This window comes from Clostridium sp., assembly GCF_050717635.1.
GTDB lineage: Bacteria > Bacillota > Clostridia > Clostridiales > Clostridiaceae > Clostridium_AD.
This window is the reverse complement of record NZ_JBOITO010000031.1, coordinates 43,650-63,324: the sequence shown is the minus strand read 5'-3', so window position 1 is coordinate 63,324 and position 19,675 is coordinate 43,650. Positions and strand designations below refer to the sequence as shown.

The window sequence follows — 19,675 nt, the reverse complement described above, 5'->3', positions numbered from 1 at the left end:
TATGAAAGTAATGACAATTCTAGGAACTAGACCAGAAATAATAAGACTGTCATTAATTATAAAAAAATTAGACGAGAACTGTGATCATATTTTGGTTCATACAGGTCAGAATTATTCTTCTCTTTTAAATGATATATTTTTTCAGGAGTTAGACATTAGAAAACCTGATTACTATTTACAAATACCTGCGGATAGTTTTGGCATACAAGTGGGGAAATTACTACAACTTGTAGAAGAAGTCATATTAAGTGAAAAACCAGATAAAATTTTAATACTTGGGGATACAAATAGCGGCTTATCTGCAATTATAGCTGAGAGACTTGGCATACCTGTATTTCATATGGAAGCAGGTAACAGATGTTTTGATTTAAAGGTACCAGAGGAGAAAAATCGAAAGATAATAGATGCAGTTTCAACTTATGCTATGCCTTATACTGCAGGGAGTAGAGAAAACCTTTTAAGAGATGGAATATCAAAAAACAAAATATTTGTATCAGGTAACCCAATATTTGAAGTACTGAGATACTATGATGAAAATATTGAAAAAAGTGATATTTTAAGGATTTTAAATTTAGAAAAAGGCAGATATATATTAGCAACCATTCATAGAGCTGAAAATGTGGATGTGAAGGAAAGGTTAGAAATCATACTAAATGCTATTGATTCAATACAAAAGGAATTTAAGTGTAAAGTAATTTTTAGCGTTCACCCAAGAACTAAAAGTAAAATAGATAAATTTGGCTTACTGAATGTCAATAAAAATATAATTTATAGTGAACCATTTGGTTTTTTTGATTTTATAAAGCTTGAAAAGAATGGAGCCTTTGCACTAACAGATAGTGGCACTGTCCAAGAAGAGTGCTGCATATTTCAAATACCTACAGTTACAATAAGAGATACTACTGAAAGGCCAGAAACAGTTGAATGTGGAAGTAATGTGGTTTCAGGTGTTAATTACGACAAAATTATTATGTGCGCAAGGCTTATGGCAAATGTAAATAAATGCTGGAGCTATCCAGATGGTTATATTGACAATAATGTTTCAAGTAAAGTTGTAAATTTCTTATTATCAAATTAGAGGTGATGGCATGTGAAAAAAATTTTAGTTTTAGGTGCAACTGGTATGGCTGGTCATATGATTAGTAGCTATTTTAAAACACTATCAGAAAAATATATAGTGTATGATTTATGCCATATTATTAAATTGGAAGAAAATTCTCTAGTCTTAGATATACATGACTTAAATTTATTAAACGCAATTATTGTGGAACTTAATCCGGATATCATAATTAATTCAATCGGAATTCTTAATAAAAATGCTGAAGAGGACCCTTCTAATACTATTTTCATTAACTCCTATTTACCAAGATATTTAGAAGAACAATTTAAAAATACTAATATGAAGCTTATTCACCTAAGTACAGATTGTGTTTTTTCAGGGGATACAGGTAATTATAATGAAACTTCCGTACCGGATGGAAAAGATCTGTATGCTAAAACGAAAATACTGGGTGAAATAAATAATAATAAAGACCTAACAGTACGCACTTCAATAATAGGACCCGAATTAAAACAGAACGGTACAGGGCTATTCCATTGGTTCATGAAACAAAATGTAACTGTTATAGGATATTCCAAAGTTATATGGTCAGGAGTTACTACATTGCAACTTGGTAAGTGCCTGGACCTTATGATAGAAAATGATTTAAATGGATTATACAATCTGACTTCAAAAGCCTCAATAAGCAAATATGATTTATTAAAGATTATTAATTGTGTATTTGATAAAAATATAATAATTGAAAGTTTTGGGGAAATCGAAAATGATAAATCACTAATTAGTATCAGAAGTGATTTCTCTGTAGAGTTACCTTCTTATACAGAAATGATTAGCGAATTAAAAGATTGGATGATAAAAAACAGTCATTTATATTCGCAATATCGTATGTGAGAAGGTGATAACATGAATATAAGACAGTATATAAAAAGCAAAGCTTTAGATTTTTATAATACTTACGAGGAACATCTGTTAAAGAATAATAAAATGGATGTAATACTATATGGTGCAGGAGAAAAAGCAAAACTGTTTTTAAGTACTTATGATAATATTAACGTAAAGTTTTACTGTGATGACAGTGCTGATAAAATCGGTAAAAGTATAAATGGAATACCCATTATTTCAATAAATGAACTCCGGTTTTCTCATAATAACGTACCTATTATAATAACCTCTAAATGGAGCGATGATATATCAAGACGCTTAAAAACCCTTGGACTAAAACAGGTGTACAATAGATTTTCACTAGAGTATCTAATGCATTTAGATGACCTCCAATGTGTTTACACACATCTTGAAGATGAGGTATCTAAAACTATATTTTTAGGACTAATAAAATATGTTTTTGATCAAAATCCAGATATTTTTGAGTCCATTACATTAAACGAAAATCAATATTTTTTAGATGATATTTTTGTGTTTGAAGATAATGAAATCATTATCGATGGGGGAGCTTTTACAGGTGATACCTTAGAAAGTTATTTGGACCACAGTAAAGGAATGTTTAAGAAGTACTATTGTTTTGAACCAGACGGTATTAATTTTAAGAAGCTTAAGGAGCATGTTGGGAAGCTGGAGATGAAGGAAAGCATTAAAATATATCCATATGGTTTATACAGCAGTGAAAAAACAATAGGTTTTTCAAGCTTAAATAGTTCGGCCTCCAATATTAATGAGTTTTCTAGTAGTTTTATAAATGTAATAAATATCGATTCAATATGCAAAAATGAGCCTATTACAATGATTAAAATGGATATAGAGGGAAGCGAATATGAGGCACTTACAGGTAGTAAAGATGCAATATTACGGACTAAGCCCAAATTGGCAATCTGTGTGTATCATTTAGCAGAAGATTTGTGGAAAATTCCGCTTTTAATTAAATCTTTTGACAAGAATTATAAGCTTTACCTTAGACATCATAATAAAAAATGTTGGTACGAAACTGTACTATATGCAACTTTATAAGTGGAGGTTTGCTATGTTTGAAAATAAAACTATTTTAATAACAGGAGGTACAGGGTCCTGGGGGAATGAGCTCACAACTCAGCTGTTAGAAATGAATCCCAAGAAAATAATTATATATTCTAGAAGTGAATTAAATCAAGTCAATATGCAACGTAAATTTAATAATACTAAGTTAGAATTTATTATAGGGGATATAAGGGATTATGAGTCAATAAATGAGGCTACCAAAAATGTAGATTATATTTTTCACTTAGCAGCCTTAAAGCATGTTCCTATTTGTGAGCAGCAACCAGATGAGGCAATCAAAACTAATATTATAGGTGTTAAAAACCTTATTAGTGCAGCAATTCAAAATAATGTTGTCAAAGTGATTGATGTTTCTACAGATAAGGCTGTTGAGCCGGTAAACGTTTATGGAATGACAAAGGCTATTGGTGAGAAATTAATAATTCATGCTAATGTTATAACTAGTAAAACAAAATTTGTTTGCATAAGGGCGGGCAATGTTTTGGGTACAAATGGAAGTGTTGTGCCATATTTCATAGATCAAGTGAAGAGATGTAATGAAATTACAGTTACAGATACTGAAATGACAAGGTATTTCCTAACTTTAAAGCAGGCAATACAGTTAATATTCAAAGCAATTAGAAGTAGTATAGGCGGGGAAATTTTTGTAATGAAAATGCCAGGATATAAGATAGTAGATATCGCGACTATTATACAAGCTGAATTTGGAGATGAACATTGCACGGTTAAAATAATAGGTAAAAGACCCGGTGAAAAGGTTAATGAAGTATTAATATCTAAGTATGAAGCTGAAAATGCATATATTTATGATAACGACTATTTTGTTATACTACCTCAAATAAATATAGAGGGCTTAAAGGAATATTATAAAAAACTAAATTTGAATCCATTAAGTAAAAAGGAATATTCCTCAAGTGATAGTGTATTAGGATACAATGAAGCTAAGAAAATGCTTATTAAAGGTGGATTCATTAATAATAAATAAAAATTTTGGATAGAACCTGTATCATTATTAACTACAACAACAATTGGAGACATAACAAATTTTAAAATAGACTCAAGCGTAAAAATGGTTTAGTTCTCTTTCTATTTTCAATAATCTATGATATATTATTTATACGTACAAATATACTAAATATTCAAATTTATTCTCCGAGTCATAGTTCCTAAGGGCTTCTATGGAATTATGACCGTTAGGGTTAAATTGGAAACGATTTAGCCTTCCATTTGAAAAGGGGGATGCTTAATTGTCATTCCTTTTTATATTATTAAAAATATAAAGGGGTTTTTTTTATGTTAAAATTAAGAGGTAAATCAAGATTTTCCAGGCTTTTGGCAATGTCGATTTGTATTGTTATGGTTTTTACAATCACTGCTTGTTCTAAAAAAGAGAGGACCATGATTCTTGCAACAACAACAAGCACACAAGACTCAGGGCTTTTGGATTATTTGCTACCATTATTTGAAAAAGATACAGGAATTAAAGTTAAGGTACTGGCTTTAGGAACAGGAGAAGCATTAGAGGTTGCTAAACGTGGAGACGCGGATGGACTACTCGTGCATGCAAAGTCGCAGGAAGTTAAATTTGTAGAGGAAGGATTTGGAACTGAAAGACTTGAGGTTATGTATAATGATTTTATAATAGTAGGACCAAAAGATGATCCTGCAAAGCTTAAAGAAAAAGCCCCAAAAGACGCAGTAGAGGCATTTAAATTACTTAATAGTAGTCAGGCAAGCTTTGTATCTAGAGGAGATAAATCAGGTACTAATACAAAAGAACTTGCTATATGGAAGAATGCAGGAATAGAACCTACTGGGGAATGGTATATATCAGCAGGAAAAGGGATGGGAGCAGTACTTACAATGGCATCTGAGAAAAAAGCTTACACTTTAACAGATAGAGCAACATATTTAAATATGAAGGATAATCTAGATTTAGATATAGTTACTGAAAAGGGAAGTGACTTTTTAAATCAATATGCTTTTATAAGACTAGACTCAAGTAAGAACAAAATTAAAGAAGAAGAGGCAAATGAATTTATAGAGTGGATGATTTCAAGTAAAAGACAGCAGCTTATAGGTGAATATGGTAAGGGAAAGTTTGGAATGCCTCTATTTACCCCTAATGCAATTAGAACTAATACGAAAAATAGGTGATGAAATGAGTTTGTCTGGAGAAGTTATAAGGGTGGTTTTTTTATCACTGTTTGTTTCAATTACATCAACATTAATAGCCTCACTTACAGGTATGGTACTTGCCATACCAATTGCTCTAAAAGATTTCAGACTTAAAAAATATATTGTAAGATTATCTGAAACATTTATGAGCATTCCACCAGTACTAATGGGACTGGTTGTTTATCTAGTGCTTTCAAGGAAGGGACCTCTAGGGGAGCTTGGGCTGTTATTTACTCCCACTGCAATGATTATAGCGCAGAGTCTTTTGGTATTTCCTATAGTATTCGGGCTTACAGTTTCAGCTATAGGAACTCGAGGAAGGAAAATTCAAAAGAACTGTATTGCACTAGGGGCAGGGAAAAGAGATACCTTGATTTTAATTATAAAAGAGTGCAAAGTTCAACTTTTGTCTGTTGCAGCGGCTGGGTTTGGAAGAGCGATTTCTGAGGTTGGTGCAGTAATGATGGTAGGGGGCAATATAAAAGGAGACACAAGGGTAATGACAACATATATAGCCTTAGAAACTGGTCAGGGTAATTTTAGTGGGGCCATAACAATAGGCATTATATTACTCCTTGTTGCATTTGTGGTTAATTTTATTTTACATGGACTTATTAAAATGGATAGAGTATAGGTGATAATATATGAATATTAAAGTAATAGACGCAAGTAAAAAATATAACGAAAAAGAAGCATTATATATAGAAGAGTTAAATTTTGAAGAAGGCTACGTGTATGCATTAATGGGCTTAAATGGTAGTGGAAAGACTACACTATTGCAGTGCGTTTCAGGGCTTGATACATTTACAAAGGGAACCGTATTGTATGAGAATTGTAGAGTCACTGAATTTGTAAAAAAAGATATATCAGTTATGCTTCAAAAACCTTATTTATTTAATACTTCCGTAATTGAAAATATAAAAATGGGATTAAAGTTCAGAAAGTTCACTAGTGAAGAAATACAGAATAGAATAGATTCTTATGTTCCTTATTTCAAAATAGATGAGTTGCTAAGTAAAAATACCAGAGAGTTATCAGGCGGAGAACAAGCCAAGGTATCACTACTTAGAACAGCTATTTTGGAAACACAGGTTACTTTTCTAGACGAGCCTACCGCCAGTATGGATATTGAAAGTACGTTGACAGCGGAAAAGCTTATAAAGACAATGGCTGGAGGGAAGAGAAGTGTAATTTTAATCACTCATGATTTATTACAAGCGGCGCGAGTAGCTGATTTTGTTATTTATTTAGATAGTGGAAGGATTATTGAGCAGGGAGAAACTAATATGGTTCTTAATTTTCCGAAGCATAAATTGTTAAGAAAGATTTTGAAAAGGGGCGATGAATATGATAAAGACTGCAATATTAACTATGAGTGATAAAGGCTCTAGAGGAGAAAGAATTGATGGGACAGGTCCTGCAATAAAAAGTGAACTAGAAGGAAAGGGCTTTGTTATAAGTTACTATAAAATGATTCCTGATGAAAAAGAGGAAATAGAAAGAGAACTTATTTATTTGTGTGATGAACTTAAGGTGAATTTAATATTAACTAATGGTGGAACTGGTTTTTCAGAAAGAGACGTTACGCCAGAGGCAACTAAAAATGTAATAGAGAAATATGTACCAGGCATCGGGGAAGCAATGAGAATGAAATCTCTTGCGATTACGACAAAGGCAATGCTATCAAGAAGCATAGCAGGAATTCGAGGAAAAACCTTAATCATTAATCTTCCAGGAAGCCCTAAGGCTGCAGTAGAAAATCTTGGATTTATAATAGAGGCAATTCCACATGGTATTGATATACTTATAGGAGAAGCCAGCGAGTGTGCTAGGAGGGATGAGCATGGAACTTTTTAATGTGGTATCTGTAGAAAAAGCTAAAGAAATTATAGATAGTTCATTTAATTATGAGCTTTCATATGAAAAGGTTAACATTTTTGCAAGCGTTGGTAGAATTTGTTTTGAGGATATAAAAGCAAAATGTAATATACCTGAATTCAAAAGATCAACAGTAGACGGCTATGCAGTGTGTTCAAGAGATGTTCATGGGGCTAGCGAAGGAATACCTTCTATGTTACTTATAAAGGGTGAGATATTTATGGGAAAAGTTCCTCCTTCCGATATATCACCCGGGGAATGTTTATACATACCTACGGGTGGAATGCTTCCTAAAAGTGCAGATAGTGTAGTGATGGTTGAGTACAGCCATAAGCTAGGCCAAGATACTGTGATGATTTATTCACCTGTGGCCTTTGGTGATAATGTGATACAGGTGGGAGAAGATATAGGTTCCCAGGATATTGTTATAAAAAAAGGAGATAAGCTAAGACCTTATGAGATAGGTGTTCTTGCAAGCATCGGAATTAGCGAGGTAACAGTATATAAAGCGCCAAGAGTTGCTATTATTTCAACTGGAGATGAAGTAGTACCTTGTAACGTTAAACCGGAGCTTGGGGAGGTGCGAGATATAAATACGTACCTTCTTTGGTCATTGCTACTTGAGGATGGAATTCAGCCAGTAAGCTATGGAATCATAAAAGACGATTATGAGCTTTTAAAGTTTACAGTTGATAAGGCTTTTAAGGAGTGTGATTTAGTTCTTATTTCTGGAGGTAGCTCTGTAGGGAAAAAGGACCAAACCTTAAAGGTTATAAGATCTTACGGAGACGGGGAAGTTTTGGTACATGGCATAGCAGTAAAACCTGGAAAACCAACTATAATTGGAAAACATGAAGAAAAAATAATATTTGGTCTCCCAGGACATCCTCTTGCATGCTCTATAATATATAAAATACTTGTTAAAAATTATATATATAATTTAATGTCTTATAATGATGAAAATTACGGAACTAGTGCAACAATGAGCATAAATTATCATAAAGCTAAAGGGCGAGAAGAGTATTTACCTGTAGAACTTGAAACTTCTAATGATAAGATTATTGCAAAACCTGTATTTGGTAAATCAGGGATAATAACAGCATTCTCAAAGGCATGGGGGTATGTTAAAATAGAGAAAAATGATGAGGGCTTAAAGGAAGGACAGACAGTTGAAGTTCACAAATTATAAAGTTCCATAAATGAAAGCACGAAGGAGATGAGGGGATTGGCTCAAGAAGTTTTTTTATCAAATATGGATTTGAATGATGCAGTTAAATTATATTTTAACAAGTTATTAGGAATTAAAGGTGAAATGGAGCATGTGGCAACATGGGAGGCTGCAGGACGGGTTTCCTACTCAGCAATTTACGCAAAAATATCATCGCCTTTTTATAATAGTTCAGCAATGGATGGCATTGCTACTCTGAGTACAAAAACCTATGGAGCATCAGATAGAAGTCATATTGAACTTCAAGAAGGAATTGATTATATAGTAGTGGATACTGGGGATCCAATACCAAAAGAATATGACTCTGTAATTATGGTAGAGGATTTAATAAACGTAGCTAAGGGAAAAGTGGCAATTTATAAGAGTGCTGCTCCCTTTCAACACATTAGAACTATTGGGGAAGATATTGTTGAAACTCAGCTTATTATTCCATCAAAGCACTTAATTAGGCCTGTTGATATAGGGTCTATAATAGCAGGTGGGGTAAATGAGATTCAGGTGTATAAAAAACCAGTGGTTGGAATAATCCCAACTGGAACAGAGATGGTTGAGCCAGGAGGAGAACTTAAGGTTGGAGATATTATTGAGTTTAATTCAAGGGTATTCTCAGCGCAGGTTCAGCACTGGGGAGGAATACCACTCAGATTTGATATAGTAAAAGATGATTATAAGCTTATTAAAGAGGCGGTAAAAAATGCAGTAGAGAAGTGTGATATTGTACTTATAAACGCTGGCTCATCAGCAGGTAGAGAGGACTTTACTTGCACAGTAATCGAAGAACTAGGTGAAGTTTGTGTACACGGAATTGCAATAAAACCAGGTAAGCCAGTTATACTTGGAAGCATAGCTGGGAAACCTGTGGTTGGTATACCAGGATTTCCTGTATCTGCATATTTCGTAATGGAAAACATTGTGAAGAAAATAGTCCATACTTATCTTGGAATTAATAATGAAGTAGAAAAAACTGTTGAGGCTGTTCTTACAAGGCGCACTATGTCAACTTTGAAATATTTAGAATTTGTAAGAGTTAAGCTTGGATTTGTTTCTGGGAAATATATTGCAACACCTATAAGTCGTGGAGCGGGAACAACAATGTCCTTAGTTAGGGCAGATGGAGTACTTGAAATTCCGCAAAACATAGAAGGATATGAAGTTGGAACAAAGGTTCAGGTGAAGCTTTTAAGAAGCCAGGAAGAAATTAAAAATACACTTGTGTGTATTGGAAGCCATGATCCAATAGTAGATATAGCATCAGACCTATTTCACATTAAAAACGAAAAATATTTTTTATCCTCTGCCCATGTGGGAAGTATGGGAGGAATAATGGCACTGATTGGATCAGAAACCCATATAGCACCTATTCATTTATTAGATATGGAAAATGGTAGCTATAATGTTTCTTATCTTAAGAAGTATTTGGGTGATAAACCAATGGCATTAATTAAAGGAGTCAAAAGAATCCAGGGAATTATAGTCCCTAAAGGGAATCCATTAAATATTAAATCGCTAACAGATATAGTTACAAAGGGAAGAAGATTCGTTAATAGGCAAAGAGGCTCAGGTACAAGGTTATTTTTAGATTATAACTTAAAAAAACTAGAACTTGCTCCTAAAAATATATCCGGTTATGAAAGAGAAGAATTTACACATATTGCTGTAGCAGCTGTAATAGCCGCTGGTGATGCAGATTGTGGCCTGGGAGTTTATTCAGCAGCGAAGCTCATGGGACTCGATTTTATAGCACTTGGGAATGAAGAATATGATTTTGCTGTGCCTGTGGAGTTTTTAGATATGGATATGATAAGTGAATTTATTAAAGTAATTAGAACTGATGAATTTAAAGTTGAACTTGATAAACTTTCTGGCTATGATTACACAGATATAGGGGAAATAATTACATTATAGGAGGTGGTTTTATGAGAGATAATTATGGAAGGAACATAAATTATCTAAGGATATCAGTAACGGATAGATGTAATTTAAGATGTATATATTGCATGCCAGAACAGGGAGTTAAAAGTCTAAGTCATGATGATATTTTACGTTTTGAAGATACTCTAAAAATAATAAAGGCGTCTGCTTCCCTTGGTATTAATAAAATTAGATTTACTGGTGGGGAACCCTTAATAATGAAAGATATAGACAAACTCATATATGAAACTTCTAAAATATCAGGCATAGATGACATTTCTATAACTACAAATGGTATTTTACTTTCTGATATGGCAGCTGATTTAAAGAAGGCTGGACTTAATAGAGTTAACATTAGTCTTGATACATTGAATACTGATAAATTTAAGAGTGTTACAAGAGTTGGTAATTTAAATAAAGTAATGGAAAGTATATACAAGTGTTTAAGCCTTGGATTAAACCCTGTAAAAATAAATACAGTATTACTTAGAGGCATTAATGATATAGAGTTTGTGGACTTTTTAAACTTAATTCGTGAAATACCTGTAGAAATAAGATTTATAGAACTTATGCCTATAGGTGAAGGTGTCAAGATGTACGAGAAAAATAAATTGAGTTTTATGGAAGTACTAGAACTACATCCTGAACTAACTCAAATACAAACTGAGAAAAGTAGCACTGCAGAGTTGTACAAGCTACAAGGGGCAAAAGGGAAGATTGGATTCATTAGCCCTGTAAGTTGTAAATTCTGCTCGGATTGTAATAAAATAAGGCTTACATCTACTGGAACCATTAAACCATGCCTTCATTCCAAGGAAGAAATAAACCTTAGGAAATACTTAAATGACGAAGCCGGGTTAACTGCCGCATTAAAATCTGCAATTTTAAACAAACCACTCGAACATCATCTTAAGGAAGAAAGTGCCAGTAGAAGTATTAAGGGAATGTCTCAGATAGGCGGTTAATAAACAGAAATCAGGAACCTATAAATTTTTGTGCCTTGAGCACGTGGAAAGGAATGATTGTTTCTATGAATAAAGGAAGTTTATACGCTATCTCAATTAGTCCAGAGAGAGGACAACTTAAAAAAGAAGTGCCTGAAGCTAATTTTATAGAGTGCTATGGGATAGAAAATGATGGGCATGCCGGCGATTGGGGTCGTCAGGTTACGTGTTTAAATTGGGCTAGTGTTCAAAAGGTTAATAAAGAGTATCATTTGAATGTTGGGCCCGGCGATTTTGCAGAGAATATTTTAATTGATGGATTAGACTTTTCTAGTTTATCTGTTGGTAGCAGAATAAGATTAGGTTCATGTGCTGTTTTGGAGGTAACTCAGATTGGCAAAGAGGATCATCCTAGTATAGTTAGTAGAACATTTGGTGTAAGTCTTTTACCAAGCGAGGGTGTATTTTGTAAGGTAATTAGGGGTTGTAAATTAAAAAAGGGAGATTCCGTAGAAATAATATGAAGAGGCTAAATAAATAGAAAAGGAGATAAAAAATGGAACTTACCCACATAAATGAAGAAGGAAGAGCCAAAATGGTGGATGTATCTGAAAAGTGTGACACTGTCCGCGTAGCTATAGCAGTTGGATCAATATCAATGAAAAAGGAAACACTGGAAAGAATAAAAGAAGGAACAATTTCAAAAGGAGATGTACTAGCTGTAGCCCAGGTAGGCGGAATTATGGGTGCCAAAAGCACTTCTCAAATAATACCAATGTGTCATGCAATAATGATATCTGGTTGCGATATTAGTTTTAATTTTGATTTTGAAAACACTAAAATTGAAATAACTGCAACCACAAAGACTGTAGGAAAGACTGGCATCGAAATGGAAGCACTAACTGCTGTATCAGTTGCTGCACTAACTATTTATGATATGTGCAAGGCAATAGATAGAGGAATGGTTATAAATAATATTAGTCTTATAAAAAAATCTGGTGGAAAATCAGGAATATTTGAAAGGATGGGATTGTAATGGCAAAGGTTACAGCTGTAAATATAAGTGAGAAAAAAGGGGTAATAAAACACCCTATAGAGCAAGGGTTTTTTAAATTTAATCACGGCCTAGAGGGAGACGCACATGCAGGAAAATGGCATAGACAGGTGAGCTTCCTTGGGGAAGAGAGCATTGATAAAATGAGAGCTACTGGAGTAGAAGGCTTATGTTCAGGAAAGTTTGCTGAAAATCTTACTACCGAAGGAATAATTTTGTATGAGCTTCCAGTGGGAACTGTGCTTAAAATTGGAGAGGTACGTTTTGAGGTAACACAGATAGGGAAGGAATGTCATGGCGGATGTGAAATAAGAAAATTGGTTGGTGATTGCGTTATGCCAAGAGAAGGTATATTTGCTAGGGTACTTACTGAAGGGTATATTAAAGCTGGAGATGAGATTTTAGTGGAGGAATAAGTTATGGATAAACACATCGAAGCGTCACATGATAGATGTAAGACAATGGAATTACTACCTGGCAATTTATTTAGCACCAAAGTAATAGAAGGCGATGAATTACAGGAAAACTTAGAAAAAAACAGTGAACTTATATTAAATGCAGCTCCATTTATTAATCATTTATATGATTTCGTAAGAGGTTCTGAGTTTTTTGCATTACTGTGCGACGGCGATGGATGTATCTTAAACGTAGTTGGAGATGAAAATATATTAGTAGAATCTTCTAAACTTAAAATGATTACTGGTGCATACATGGATGAAGCTCATATTGGGACTAATGCAATGAGCCTTGTAATTTCTGAAAGGCGTCCCTCTCAGGTGTCTGGCGAGGAACATTTTATTAATGCATATCATAAATGGACATGTTCTGCTGCACCAATTAAGGATGAATATGGCAATATAATTGGAATGATAAATTTAACTGGGTATATAGAAAATGTAAATCCTCACACTTTGGGCATGGTAGTAGCAGCGGCAAATGCTATTGAAAGAATGCTCCAAAACAACAAATATAATCTAATGATTGAAATTTGCAAGAAGCGTCTAGAAACCACCTTTGATTCCATTTCTTCAGGGATTTTGACTTGTGATTTAGAAGGAAACATTACAACAATGAATAAGCAAATTGCTAATATGTTTGGGTATGACGCCCTCAAAATGAAAAGTATGAAAATACCTGATTTAATTTTAAACTTTAATGAAATAATAGAGCGTCTTAAGTCAAAGGGTACATTTACAGATGAAGATATATATGTAAATACTCCAGTGAATAAATTGCAATTTACTCTTACAGCATACCCTATATGCGGTATTACTAATAAGATTGAAGAAATAACACTTGTGTTTTATGAATTAAGAAAGAGTAGGAAGCTTGCAGGGAGAATTTTAAGTGGGCAAGCAATATATACTTTTGATAAAATAATAGGGATAAATAAAAAATTCCGAAATCTTATTGAGTATGCAAAAAAAATAGCAGATAGTAAGTCTACAATATTAATTACTGGTGAAAGTGGAACAGGAAAAGAAGTTTTTGCTCAATCAATCCACAATCACAGTAACCGTAGTGAAGAGTCATTTATAGCAGTAAACTGTGGTGCTATCCCAAGAACTCTAATAGAATCAGAACTTTTTGGTTATGAAGGTGGAGCATTTACAGGTGCAAAAAAAGGCGGAAATGTAGGCAAATTTGAAATTGCCGATGGTGGTACAATTTTTCTGGATGAAATAGGAGAAATGCCTTCAGATATGCAGAACAAATTATTAAGAGTAATAGAAGAAGGAGTAGTAAATAGAATAGGAAGTTCAAAACAAATAAATATCGATGTAAGGATTATGGCAGCTACAAATAAGGATTTAAAACATGAGGTGGAAATGGGCAATTTTAGAAAAGATCTTTATTATAGACTAAATGTTCTTCCATTACACTTACCACCACTAAGGGAACGTAGGGAAGATGTTGCGCAGCTGGTGAGTTATTATATGAGGAAAACATCTAAAAAACTTAATAAGCACAGTGTGGATATTTCCGAAGAATATATGAACTACCTTAAAAATTACGATTGGCCGGGAAATATAAGAGAACTTGAAAATGTTATTGAACGTATAGTTAATTCCGAAGTGCTTCAAATGAATTTATATAATGAAGAAGCTGAAAAACAAAAGGAGTCAATAGAACAATATACAGGAATTACTTTGGAACAGATGGAGAAACAACATATAACCAAAGTTATTAAAGAAGTTAAAGGTAATATTAGTCTAGCTGCTAAAATATTAGATATTGCAAGAAGTTCCCTGTATAGAAAAATTGAAAAGTATAACATTGACTGTCCTGAAACAGAACACTGTTCTAAAATGCAACAGTAAACAATTAATAGAGTGTCCTAAATTAGGACAGTAAATATATATTACTTTAATTTTTTTAAAATGCCACCGAAACGTTGCAGAATGGCTATGTTTCGGTGGCATTATATTTTTTTGTCTTGGCATCAAACTTGCTTTGTATAAATACATGTAGAACAAAATGTATGAAGGAGGGGTTACTATGTATGGTTATAATGGTAAAATATTAAGAATTAATTTAAAGGATAGAACTATTGTGGTTGAGGCACTTGACTTAGAAATGGCTAAAAAATTTATTGGCGGTAGAGGCCTTGGAACAAAAATATTCATGGACGAAGTAGATCCGATGGTTGACCCATTAAGCCCTGAAAATAAGCTTATAATTGTTACAGGACCATTAACAGGTACACCTGTTCCTACTGGTGGAAGATATATGGTAGTTACAAAATCTCCACTATCAGGTACAATTGCATGCTCAAATTCGGGTGGTCACTGGGGAGCTGAATTTAAGGCCACAGGTTTTGACATAATTATACTTGAAGGAAAAGCAGATTCACCAGTTTACTTAACCATAATTGATGATAAGGTAGAAATAAAGGATGCTAGTAGTCTTTGGGGGAAACTTGTTACAGAAACGACTGATACTATAAAGAGTGAAATGCCAGATAAAGCAAAAGTTATGACTATTGGACCTGCAGGTGAAAGATTATCTAAAATGGGTTCCATAATGAATGAGTATGACAGAGCAGCAGGTCGTTCTGGTGTCGGAGCAGTTATGGGTTCAAAAAATCTGAAAGCTATTGCGGTTAAAGGAAGTTTAAAACCACAAATAGCAGATACTGAAAAGCTAAAAGAGGTTTCAAAGGTTTGGATGAAGAATATAAAAGAGAATGGGGTTACAGGTGCAGGTCTTCCAACATACGGAACTGCAGTTCTTGTAAACATACTTAATGAAAATGGCGTACATCCAACTAAAAATTTCCAGCAGTCTTATTTTGAAAAAGCTGATGATATTAGTGGCGAGGCAATGACTAAAGATATCTTAGTTAGAAAAAATCCTTGTTATAGATGTCCAATCGCTTGTGGTAGATATGTAAAAATACCAGATATGGGTATAGAAGTTGGGGGACCAGAATATGAAACACTATGGTCTTTTGGTTCGGATTGTGGTATAGCTGATATGAATGCAATATGCAAGGCAAACTACTTCTGTAATGAATATGGTATGGATACAATTTCTGTAGGAGCGACTATTGCCGCTGGAATGGAACTTTACCAAAAGGGATATATTAAAGAAGAAGAACTAGAGGGAACTCCACTAGAATTTGGCAATGCGCAAGGAATGCTTGATTGGACAATAAAAATAGGAAAATCAGAAGGACTAGGAGCAAAAATGGCGATGGGTTCATATAGACTTTGCGATTCTTACGGCGCAGCTGATCTTTCAATGTCAGTTAAAAAGCTTGAAATTCCTGCTTATGATCCAAGAGCTATACAGGGTCAAGGACTTGAATTTGCTACATCTAACAGGGGTGGATGCCATGTAAGAGGATATATGATATCACCAGAAATATTAGGACTTCCAGAAAAATTGGATAGATTTGCACTTGAGGGAAAAGCTACTTGGGTTAAAATTTTCCAAGACTTAACTGCATCTATAGATTCTCTTGGATTATGTCTATTTACATCATTTGCTATGGGAGCTCCTGATTATGCTGATTTGTATAATGCAGTATGTGGCACAGATCACACCGCTGATTCCATACTTGAAGCAGGAGATAGAATTTGGAATATTGAAAGACAATTTAATTTAGCTGCTGGGATAGATTCCACCCAAGATACACTGCCAAAAAGATTACTGGAGGAGCCAATTCAAGAAGGACCTTCTAAAGGCAATGTACACAGATTATCTGAACTTCTTCCAGAGTATTATAAGGAAAGAGGCTGGGATGAAAGTGGTATTCCAACGGCAGAAAAGTTAGAAAAATTGGGATTATAGTACCTATGCTCTGATTGAGAGGTGAGAATGTGAAAATTACAGTGAAATTATTTGCCACCTTTAGAGATGGTAGAGATAAAATTCAGGTTTTGGAACTAGATCCAGGTAAAACTCCTGAAGATGTTATTGCTATTTTAGGGATAGAAAAGTCAGAGGTTGCAATTATGCTTGTGAATGGACGCGATGGACAATTTGATAAACCGCTGATAGAGTCAGATCTAATAGCGCTGTTCCCACCAGTTGGTGGAGGATAATTTGGAGTTTGTGGAGAAGATAATAATAATAAGGGAGTCAGCGCAATATTAGCTGATTCCCTTATTATTATTATTATTATTATTATTATCGCAGGAACTATTATATTCAGTAAGCGCAGTTATGGTTGGGTGACTACCACATAAAGCACAATCTATGGATTTATTAATATTAATAGTATCAAAGTCAGAATCCAAAGCGTCATAGTAGATTATTCTATTAGATAGGGGCACACCCTTTCCTAGGAGTTGTTTAACAATCTCAGCTGCTTGAAGAAATCCCATGACGCCTGGTACTGGTCCTAAAACCCCTAATTCAGAGCAACTAGTACCAGGCTTTTGATTAGGCATTACAGGGAATGCACAACGATAACAGGCGCCGTTATTTGGAAGTATTGTCATAATTAAGCCGTGAAACCTTACTGCGGCTGCATCTACAAGGGGCTTATTTTTAAAATAACATGCGTCATTTAAAAGATAACGCGCTGGAAAGTTATCAAGTGCATCTATAATTACATCGTAATCCTCAATTATATCTAAAGCATTACTTATATTGAGGTTAGTATTGTGAGTTACTATTTTCACATTTGGATTTAAATTATTTAAGAAAATTTCTGCTGATTCTACCTTTGGAATACCAATTCTAGAAACCGAATGAAGTATTTGACGGTTAAGGTTACTAATTTCAACGCTATCATAGTCAACAATACCTATGGTTCCAACACCTAAACTAGATAGTGCATAAGCCACAGGAGACCCAAGTCCTCCAGCACCAACAATTAACACTTTACTATCTGAAAGATTTTTTTTATTGTAGTTTTTTTGAGAATTTGAAGTCAATTGATTATCAGAATAACTATTTTTTACAAAAGCATTAATTGCTAATTTGAAATCTACATTATCTGACTTGTAGAATTCCATAGACAATAGATTAAAATATAGTGGTTTATCTAATATTGTTCCAACGTTCAAAATAAGCTTTATACATTCAATTGTGGTAAGAGGACCAAGAAGACAAGCTGTAAGTATAGGGCCCTCTTTTTCTTCAGTAATATTACAAACAGATTCCAATTCTAAGGGCGGTAGATTTGAAAGTAAAGTATTCAAATCTTCTTGATTACTAAAGGTTTGAAGATATCCATTCCAACCATTGTTAATTGCTACAATTGTAGGAATGAATTTAGAACTAAACATGTGGTTAGAAAAACTTATAAGATTATCTTTAAAGTTATCGTATTTACTAATTAATATTCTAATTATAAAACATTCATTAAAGTGAGGGCTATTGCAGCTTACTTTTGATTGATTATTAAAAAGCTCAATAACTACATCCCCATTAAGGTCATAAATGTTTTTAAATAATGATTCATATCCATCATCGTTTTTAAAAGTGCAATATATATAGCCTATTCCAGAGGCAGCAAGATAGTATATAAGTGAAGAGGCCTCTTGTACGGTGGATGCATATAAATATACTTTGGCTTCAGTTATTTTCTTTTGACCAGGACCACTAATTTCAGGAATTATTATATGTCTTAAATATCTATTAATCTGATTTTTTGACAAAACCATTAAAACACCTCCACAAAGTGTAAATACATATTTTGAAAGATATATACATTTTTAGGTTTTTGAGATATAATTGTCCCTACCTTATGTATATTATAATGCTTTTAAGTGCAAGGTTCAACACAGTTATATTAACGAAAAGGATGGAAACAAGGTTAGTCGTAGCTTGTCCTTTCTATTTTCATCAGTATATGATATATTATATATACAAATATTCTGAATAATAGTAAATAAGGTTATTTAAAATTCATTTGTAAACTAAAAATCAAAGGAGTGTTTATTATGGGAATTGGTGATTGGTTAAAAGAACAGAAGACTAAAGCAGAAGCAGGAATCAAGCAATTTGCAAACAAAGATTTTATGGAGGCAATTGCTGCGGGTTGTGCACTGATCGCAAGTGCTGATGGAGATATAAGCTCAGAAGAAAAACAAAAGATGGTAGGATATATTAATCTTAATGATTCATTAAAGGTTTTTAAATTAAATGATGTGTTAACAAGGTTTAATCATTATGCAGATATGTTTGCATTCGATTATAATGTTGGAAAAGCTGAGGCTATGAAGTCAATTACTAAAATGAAAAGCAAAACTGATGCAGGAAAAACCTTAATAGCAGTATGCTGCTCTATAGGCGCGGCAGATGGAAATTTCGACAAAGAAGAAGTTGCTTTGGTTAAAGAAATGTGCTCAAACCTGGGTGTAAATCCAGCAGATTTCAAGCTATAATAATAGATACATACAGACCTGTAGAACTAAAAATGTTCTACAGGTTTTTTATAATAAAATAAATCAAAATGATTTTCCTTCATAAATTCTTCATAAATATCAGGTATAATAACTACATAGATAAACAAATAATACACTAAGAAAAGGAGTTGTGTTTATGAATATAATTATAGAGAAAAATACTGCTGATTATATTAGAAAACATTCTAAAGAGAATTCAGTAGCACTTTTTGTTAAATCCACAGGTGAAGGATGATCCAAGGTAAATATCCCGACAGTTCAGTTGGGTAAACCTGCATTAGTAGATGATTATGATATGTATAAAGTAGATGATATAAGTGTATTTTTGATAAAAAACACACAAATTAGAAACGAAAAGCTGCATATATTCATGAGAAAATTTCTCTGGATAAAGAATCTGGAAGTGGATGGCATACAGATTTATTATTAGTGTAATGCTGTATAGAAAAAACTATGATCGATTTTGTTTATAATGTCAAAAATAATATTTTTTAATTTTAAACCTCCCCCCTATAGGGAGGGGTATAAAACTTATATATTATAGAAAACATATAAAAGGAGGGATTAAAT

Annotated in this window: 20 protein-coding genes and 1 riboswitch; of the genes, 19 read left to right on the top strand and 1 reads right to left on the bottom strand. The window is 33.4% G+C overall.

Annotated elements, in window-relative coordinates:
• Position 1 precedes the first annotated feature (1 nt).
• From wecB to ACREWB_RS15800, 17 genes are all read left to right on the top strand, one after another.
• Positions 2-1,078, top strand: coding sequence for a non-hydrolyzing UDP-N-acetylglucosamine 2-epimerase (gene wecB, locus ACREWB_RS15880; RefSeq protein ID WP_431548435.1), 1,077 nt, complete (start codon positions 2-4; stop codon positions 1,076-1,078).
• 12 nt (positions 1,079-1,090) lie between these two features.
• Positions 1,091-1,951: a dTDP-4-dehydrorhamnose reductase family protein gene (locus ACREWB_RS15875; RefSeq protein ID WP_431548434.1), complete on the top strand. Its 861-nt coding sequence runs from the start codon at positions 1,091-1,093 to the stop codon at positions 1,949-1,951.
• A 12-nt stretch (positions 1,952-1,963) separates the two neighbouring features.
• Positions 1,964-3,022, top strand: coding sequence for an FkbM family methyltransferase (locus tag ACREWB_RS15870; RefSeq protein WP_431548433.1), 1,059 nt, complete (start codon positions 1,964-1,966; stop codon positions 3,020-3,022).
• 13 nt (positions 3,023-3,035) lie between these two features.
• Positions 3,036-4,034, top strand: a complete 999-nt coding sequence (locus ACREWB_RS15865; protein WP_431548432.1) for an SDR family NAD(P)-dependent oxidoreductase — start codon at positions 3,036-3,038, stop codon at positions 4,032-4,034.
• Between the two features lie 153 nt (positions 4,035-4,187).
• Positions 4,188-4,303, top strand: a riboswitch (molybdenum cofactor riboswitch).
• 84 nt (positions 4,304-4,387) lie between these two features.
• Positions 4,388-5,206: an ABC transporter substrate-binding protein gene (locus tag ACREWB_RS15860; RefSeq protein WP_431548492.1), complete on the top strand. Its 819-nt coding sequence runs from the start codon at positions 4,388-4,390 to the stop codon at positions 5,204-5,206.
• Positions 5,175-5,861: an ABC transporter permease gene (locus tag ACREWB_RS15855; protein ID WP_431548431.1), complete on the top strand. Its 687-nt coding sequence runs from the start codon at positions 5,175-5,177 to the stop codon at positions 5,859-5,861. Before ACREWB_RS15860 ends, ACREWB_RS15855 begins: the two co-directional genes overlap by 32 nt.
• 10 nt (positions 5,862-5,871) lie before the next feature.
• Positions 5,872-6,606 carry an ATP-binding cassette domain-containing protein gene (locus ACREWB_RS15850; RefSeq protein WP_431548430.1) on the top strand — a complete coding sequence of 245 codons (735 nt, stop codon included), beginning with the start codon at positions 5,872-5,874 and terminating at the stop codon, positions 6,604-6,606.
• On the top strand, positions 6,575-7,084 hold the full coding sequence (locus ACREWB_RS15845; protein WP_431548429.1) for a MogA/MoaB family molybdenum cofactor biosynthesis protein: 510 nt from the start codon (positions 6,575-6,577) through the stop codon (positions 7,082-7,084). Before ACREWB_RS15850 ends, ACREWB_RS15845 begins: the two co-directional genes overlap by 32 nt.
• Positions 7,071-8,294, top strand: a complete 1,224-nt coding sequence (locus ACREWB_RS15840; RefSeq protein WP_431548428.1) for a molybdopterin molybdotransferase MoeA — start codon at positions 7,071-7,073, stop codon at positions 8,292-8,294. The genes ACREWB_RS15845 and ACREWB_RS15840 overlap by 14 nt, the downstream gene beginning before the upstream one ends.
• Positions 8,295-8,330: 36 nt before the next feature.
• Positions 8,331-10,238: a molybdopterin biosynthesis protein gene (locus ACREWB_RS15835; protein WP_431548427.1), complete on the top strand. Its 1,908-nt coding sequence runs from the start codon at positions 8,331-8,333 to the stop codon at positions 10,236-10,238.
• A gap of 11 nt (positions 10,239-10,249) precedes the next feature.
• Positions 10,250-11,209: a GTP 3',8-cyclase MoaA gene (gene moaA, locus ACREWB_RS15830; RefSeq protein ID WP_431548426.1), complete on the top strand. Its 960-nt coding sequence runs from the start codon at positions 10,250-10,252 to the stop codon at positions 11,207-11,209.
• Positions 11,210-11,274: 65 nt separating this feature from the next.
• Positions 11,275-11,712, top strand: coding sequence for an MOSC domain-containing protein (locus ACREWB_RS15825; RefSeq protein WP_431548425.1), 438 nt, complete (start codon positions 11,275-11,277; stop codon positions 11,710-11,712).
• A gap of 32 nt (positions 11,713-11,744) precedes the next feature.
• The gene (gene moaC / locus ACREWB_RS15820) at positions 11,745-12,224 is read left to right on the top strand and encodes a cyclic pyranopterin monophosphate synthase MoaC (RefSeq protein ID WP_431548424.1); all 480 of its coding nucleotides are present in this window, start codon (positions 11,745-11,747) and stop codon (positions 12,222-12,224) included.
• Positions 12,224-12,658, top strand: coding sequence for an MOSC domain-containing protein (locus tag ACREWB_RS15815; protein ID WP_431548423.1), 435 nt, complete (start codon positions 12,224-12,226; stop codon positions 12,656-12,658). Before moaC ends, ACREWB_RS15815 begins: the two co-directional genes overlap by 1 nt.
• A 3-nt stretch (positions 12,659-12,661) precedes the next feature.
• Positions 12,662-14,563, top strand: coding sequence for a sigma-54-dependent Fis family transcriptional regulator (locus ACREWB_RS15810; protein WP_431548422.1), 1,902 nt, complete (start codon positions 12,662-12,664; stop codon positions 14,561-14,563).
• A 178-nt stretch (positions 14,564-14,741) separates the two neighbouring features.
• Complete coding sequence (locus ACREWB_RS15805; protein ID WP_431548421.1) at positions 14,742-16,538, top strand: aldehyde ferredoxin oxidoreductase family protein; 1,797 nt, start codon at positions 14,742-14,744, stop codon at positions 16,536-16,538.
• 29 nt (positions 16,539-16,567) lie between these two features.
• Positions 16,568-16,792: a MoaD/ThiS family protein gene (locus ACREWB_RS15800; RefSeq protein WP_431548420.1), complete on the top strand. Its 225-nt coding sequence runs from the start codon at positions 16,568-16,570 to the stop codon at positions 16,790-16,792.
• Positions 16,793-16,840: 48 nt separating this feature from the next.
• On the opposite strand, the gene ACREWB_RS15795 is transcribed toward ACREWB_RS15800, so the two are convergent.
• On the bottom strand, positions 16,841-18,361 hold the full coding sequence (locus tag ACREWB_RS15795; RefSeq protein WP_431548419.1) for a ThiF family adenylyltransferase: 1,521 nt from the start codon (positions 18,359-18,361) through the stop codon (positions 16,841-16,843).
• A 279-nt stretch (positions 18,362-18,640) separates the two neighbouring features.
• Between ACREWB_RS15795 and ACREWB_RS15790 the strand changes: the two genes are divergently transcribed.
• Positions 18,641-19,084 (top strand): tellurite resistance TerB family protein, encoded by a 444-nt coding sequence (locus ACREWB_RS15790; protein WP_431548418.1) that lies wholly within the window; start codon positions 18,641-18,643, stop codon positions 19,082-19,084.
• A 268-nt stretch (positions 19,085-19,352) separates the two neighbouring features.
• Positions 19,353-19,535, top strand: coding sequence for a CC/Se motif family (seleno)protein (locus ACREWB_RS15785; RefSeq protein WP_431548491.1), 183 nt, complete (start codon positions 19,353-19,355; stop codon positions 19,533-19,535).
• Positions 19,536-19,675 lie beyond the last annotated feature (140 nt).

Coding starts and splice junctions, on each gene's coding strand:
- wecB (WP_431548435.1), top strand. CDS start 2: ATGAAAGTAATGACAATTCTAGGAACTAGACCAGAAATAATAAGACTG.
- ACREWB_RS15870 (WP_431548433.1), top strand. CDS start 1,964: ATGAATATAAGACAGTATATAAAAAGCAAAGCTTTAGATTTTTATAAT.
- ACREWB_RS15865 (WP_431548432.1), top strand. CDS start 3,036: ATGTTTGAAAATAAAACTATTTTAATAACAGGAGGTACAGGGTCCTGG.
- ACREWB_RS15860 (WP_431548492.1), top strand. CDS start 4,388: ATGTCGATTTGTATTGTTATGGTTTTTACAATCACTGCTTGTTCTAAA.
- ACREWB_RS15855 (WP_431548431.1), top strand. CDS start 5,175: ATGCAATTAGAACTAATACGAAAAATAGGTGATGAAATGAGTTTGTCT.
- ACREWB_RS15850 (WP_431548430.1), top strand. CDS start 5,872: ATGAATATTAAAGTAATAGACGCAAGTAAAAAATATAACGAAAAAGAA.
- ACREWB_RS15845 (WP_431548429.1), top strand. CDS start 6,575: ATGATAAAGACTGCAATATTAACTATGAGTGATAAAGGCTCTAGAGGA.
- ACREWB_RS15840 (WP_431548428.1), top strand. CDS start 7,071: ATGGAACTTTTTAATGTGGTATCTGTAGAAAAAGCTAAAGAAATTATA.
- moaA (WP_431548426.1), top strand. CDS start 10,250: ATGAGAGATAATTATGGAAGGAACATAAATTATCTAAGGATATCAGTA.
- ACREWB_RS15825 (WP_431548425.1), top strand. CDS start 11,275: ATGAATAAAGGAAGTTTATACGCTATCTCAATTAGTCCAGAGAGAGGA.
- moaC (WP_431548424.1), top strand. CDS start 11,745: ATGGAACTTACCCACATAAATGAAGAAGGAAGAGCCAAAATGGTGGAT.
- ACREWB_RS15815 (WP_431548423.1), top strand. CDS start 12,224: ATGGCAAAGGTTACAGCTGTAAATATAAGTGAGAAAAAAGGGGTAATA.
- ACREWB_RS15810 (WP_431548422.1), top strand. CDS start 12,662: ATGGATAAACACATCGAAGCGTCACATGATAGATGTAAGACAATGGAA.
- ACREWB_RS15805 (WP_431548421.1), top strand. CDS start 14,742: ATGTATGGTTATAATGGTAAAATATTAAGAATTAATTTAAAGGATAGA.
- ACREWB_RS15795 (WP_431548419.1), bottom strand. CDS start 18,361: ATGGTTTTGTCAAAAAATCAGATTAATAGATATTTAAGACATATAATA.
- ACREWB_RS15790 (WP_431548418.1), top strand. CDS start 18,641: ATGGGAATTGGTGATTGGTTAAAAGAACAGAAGACTAAAGCAGAAGCA.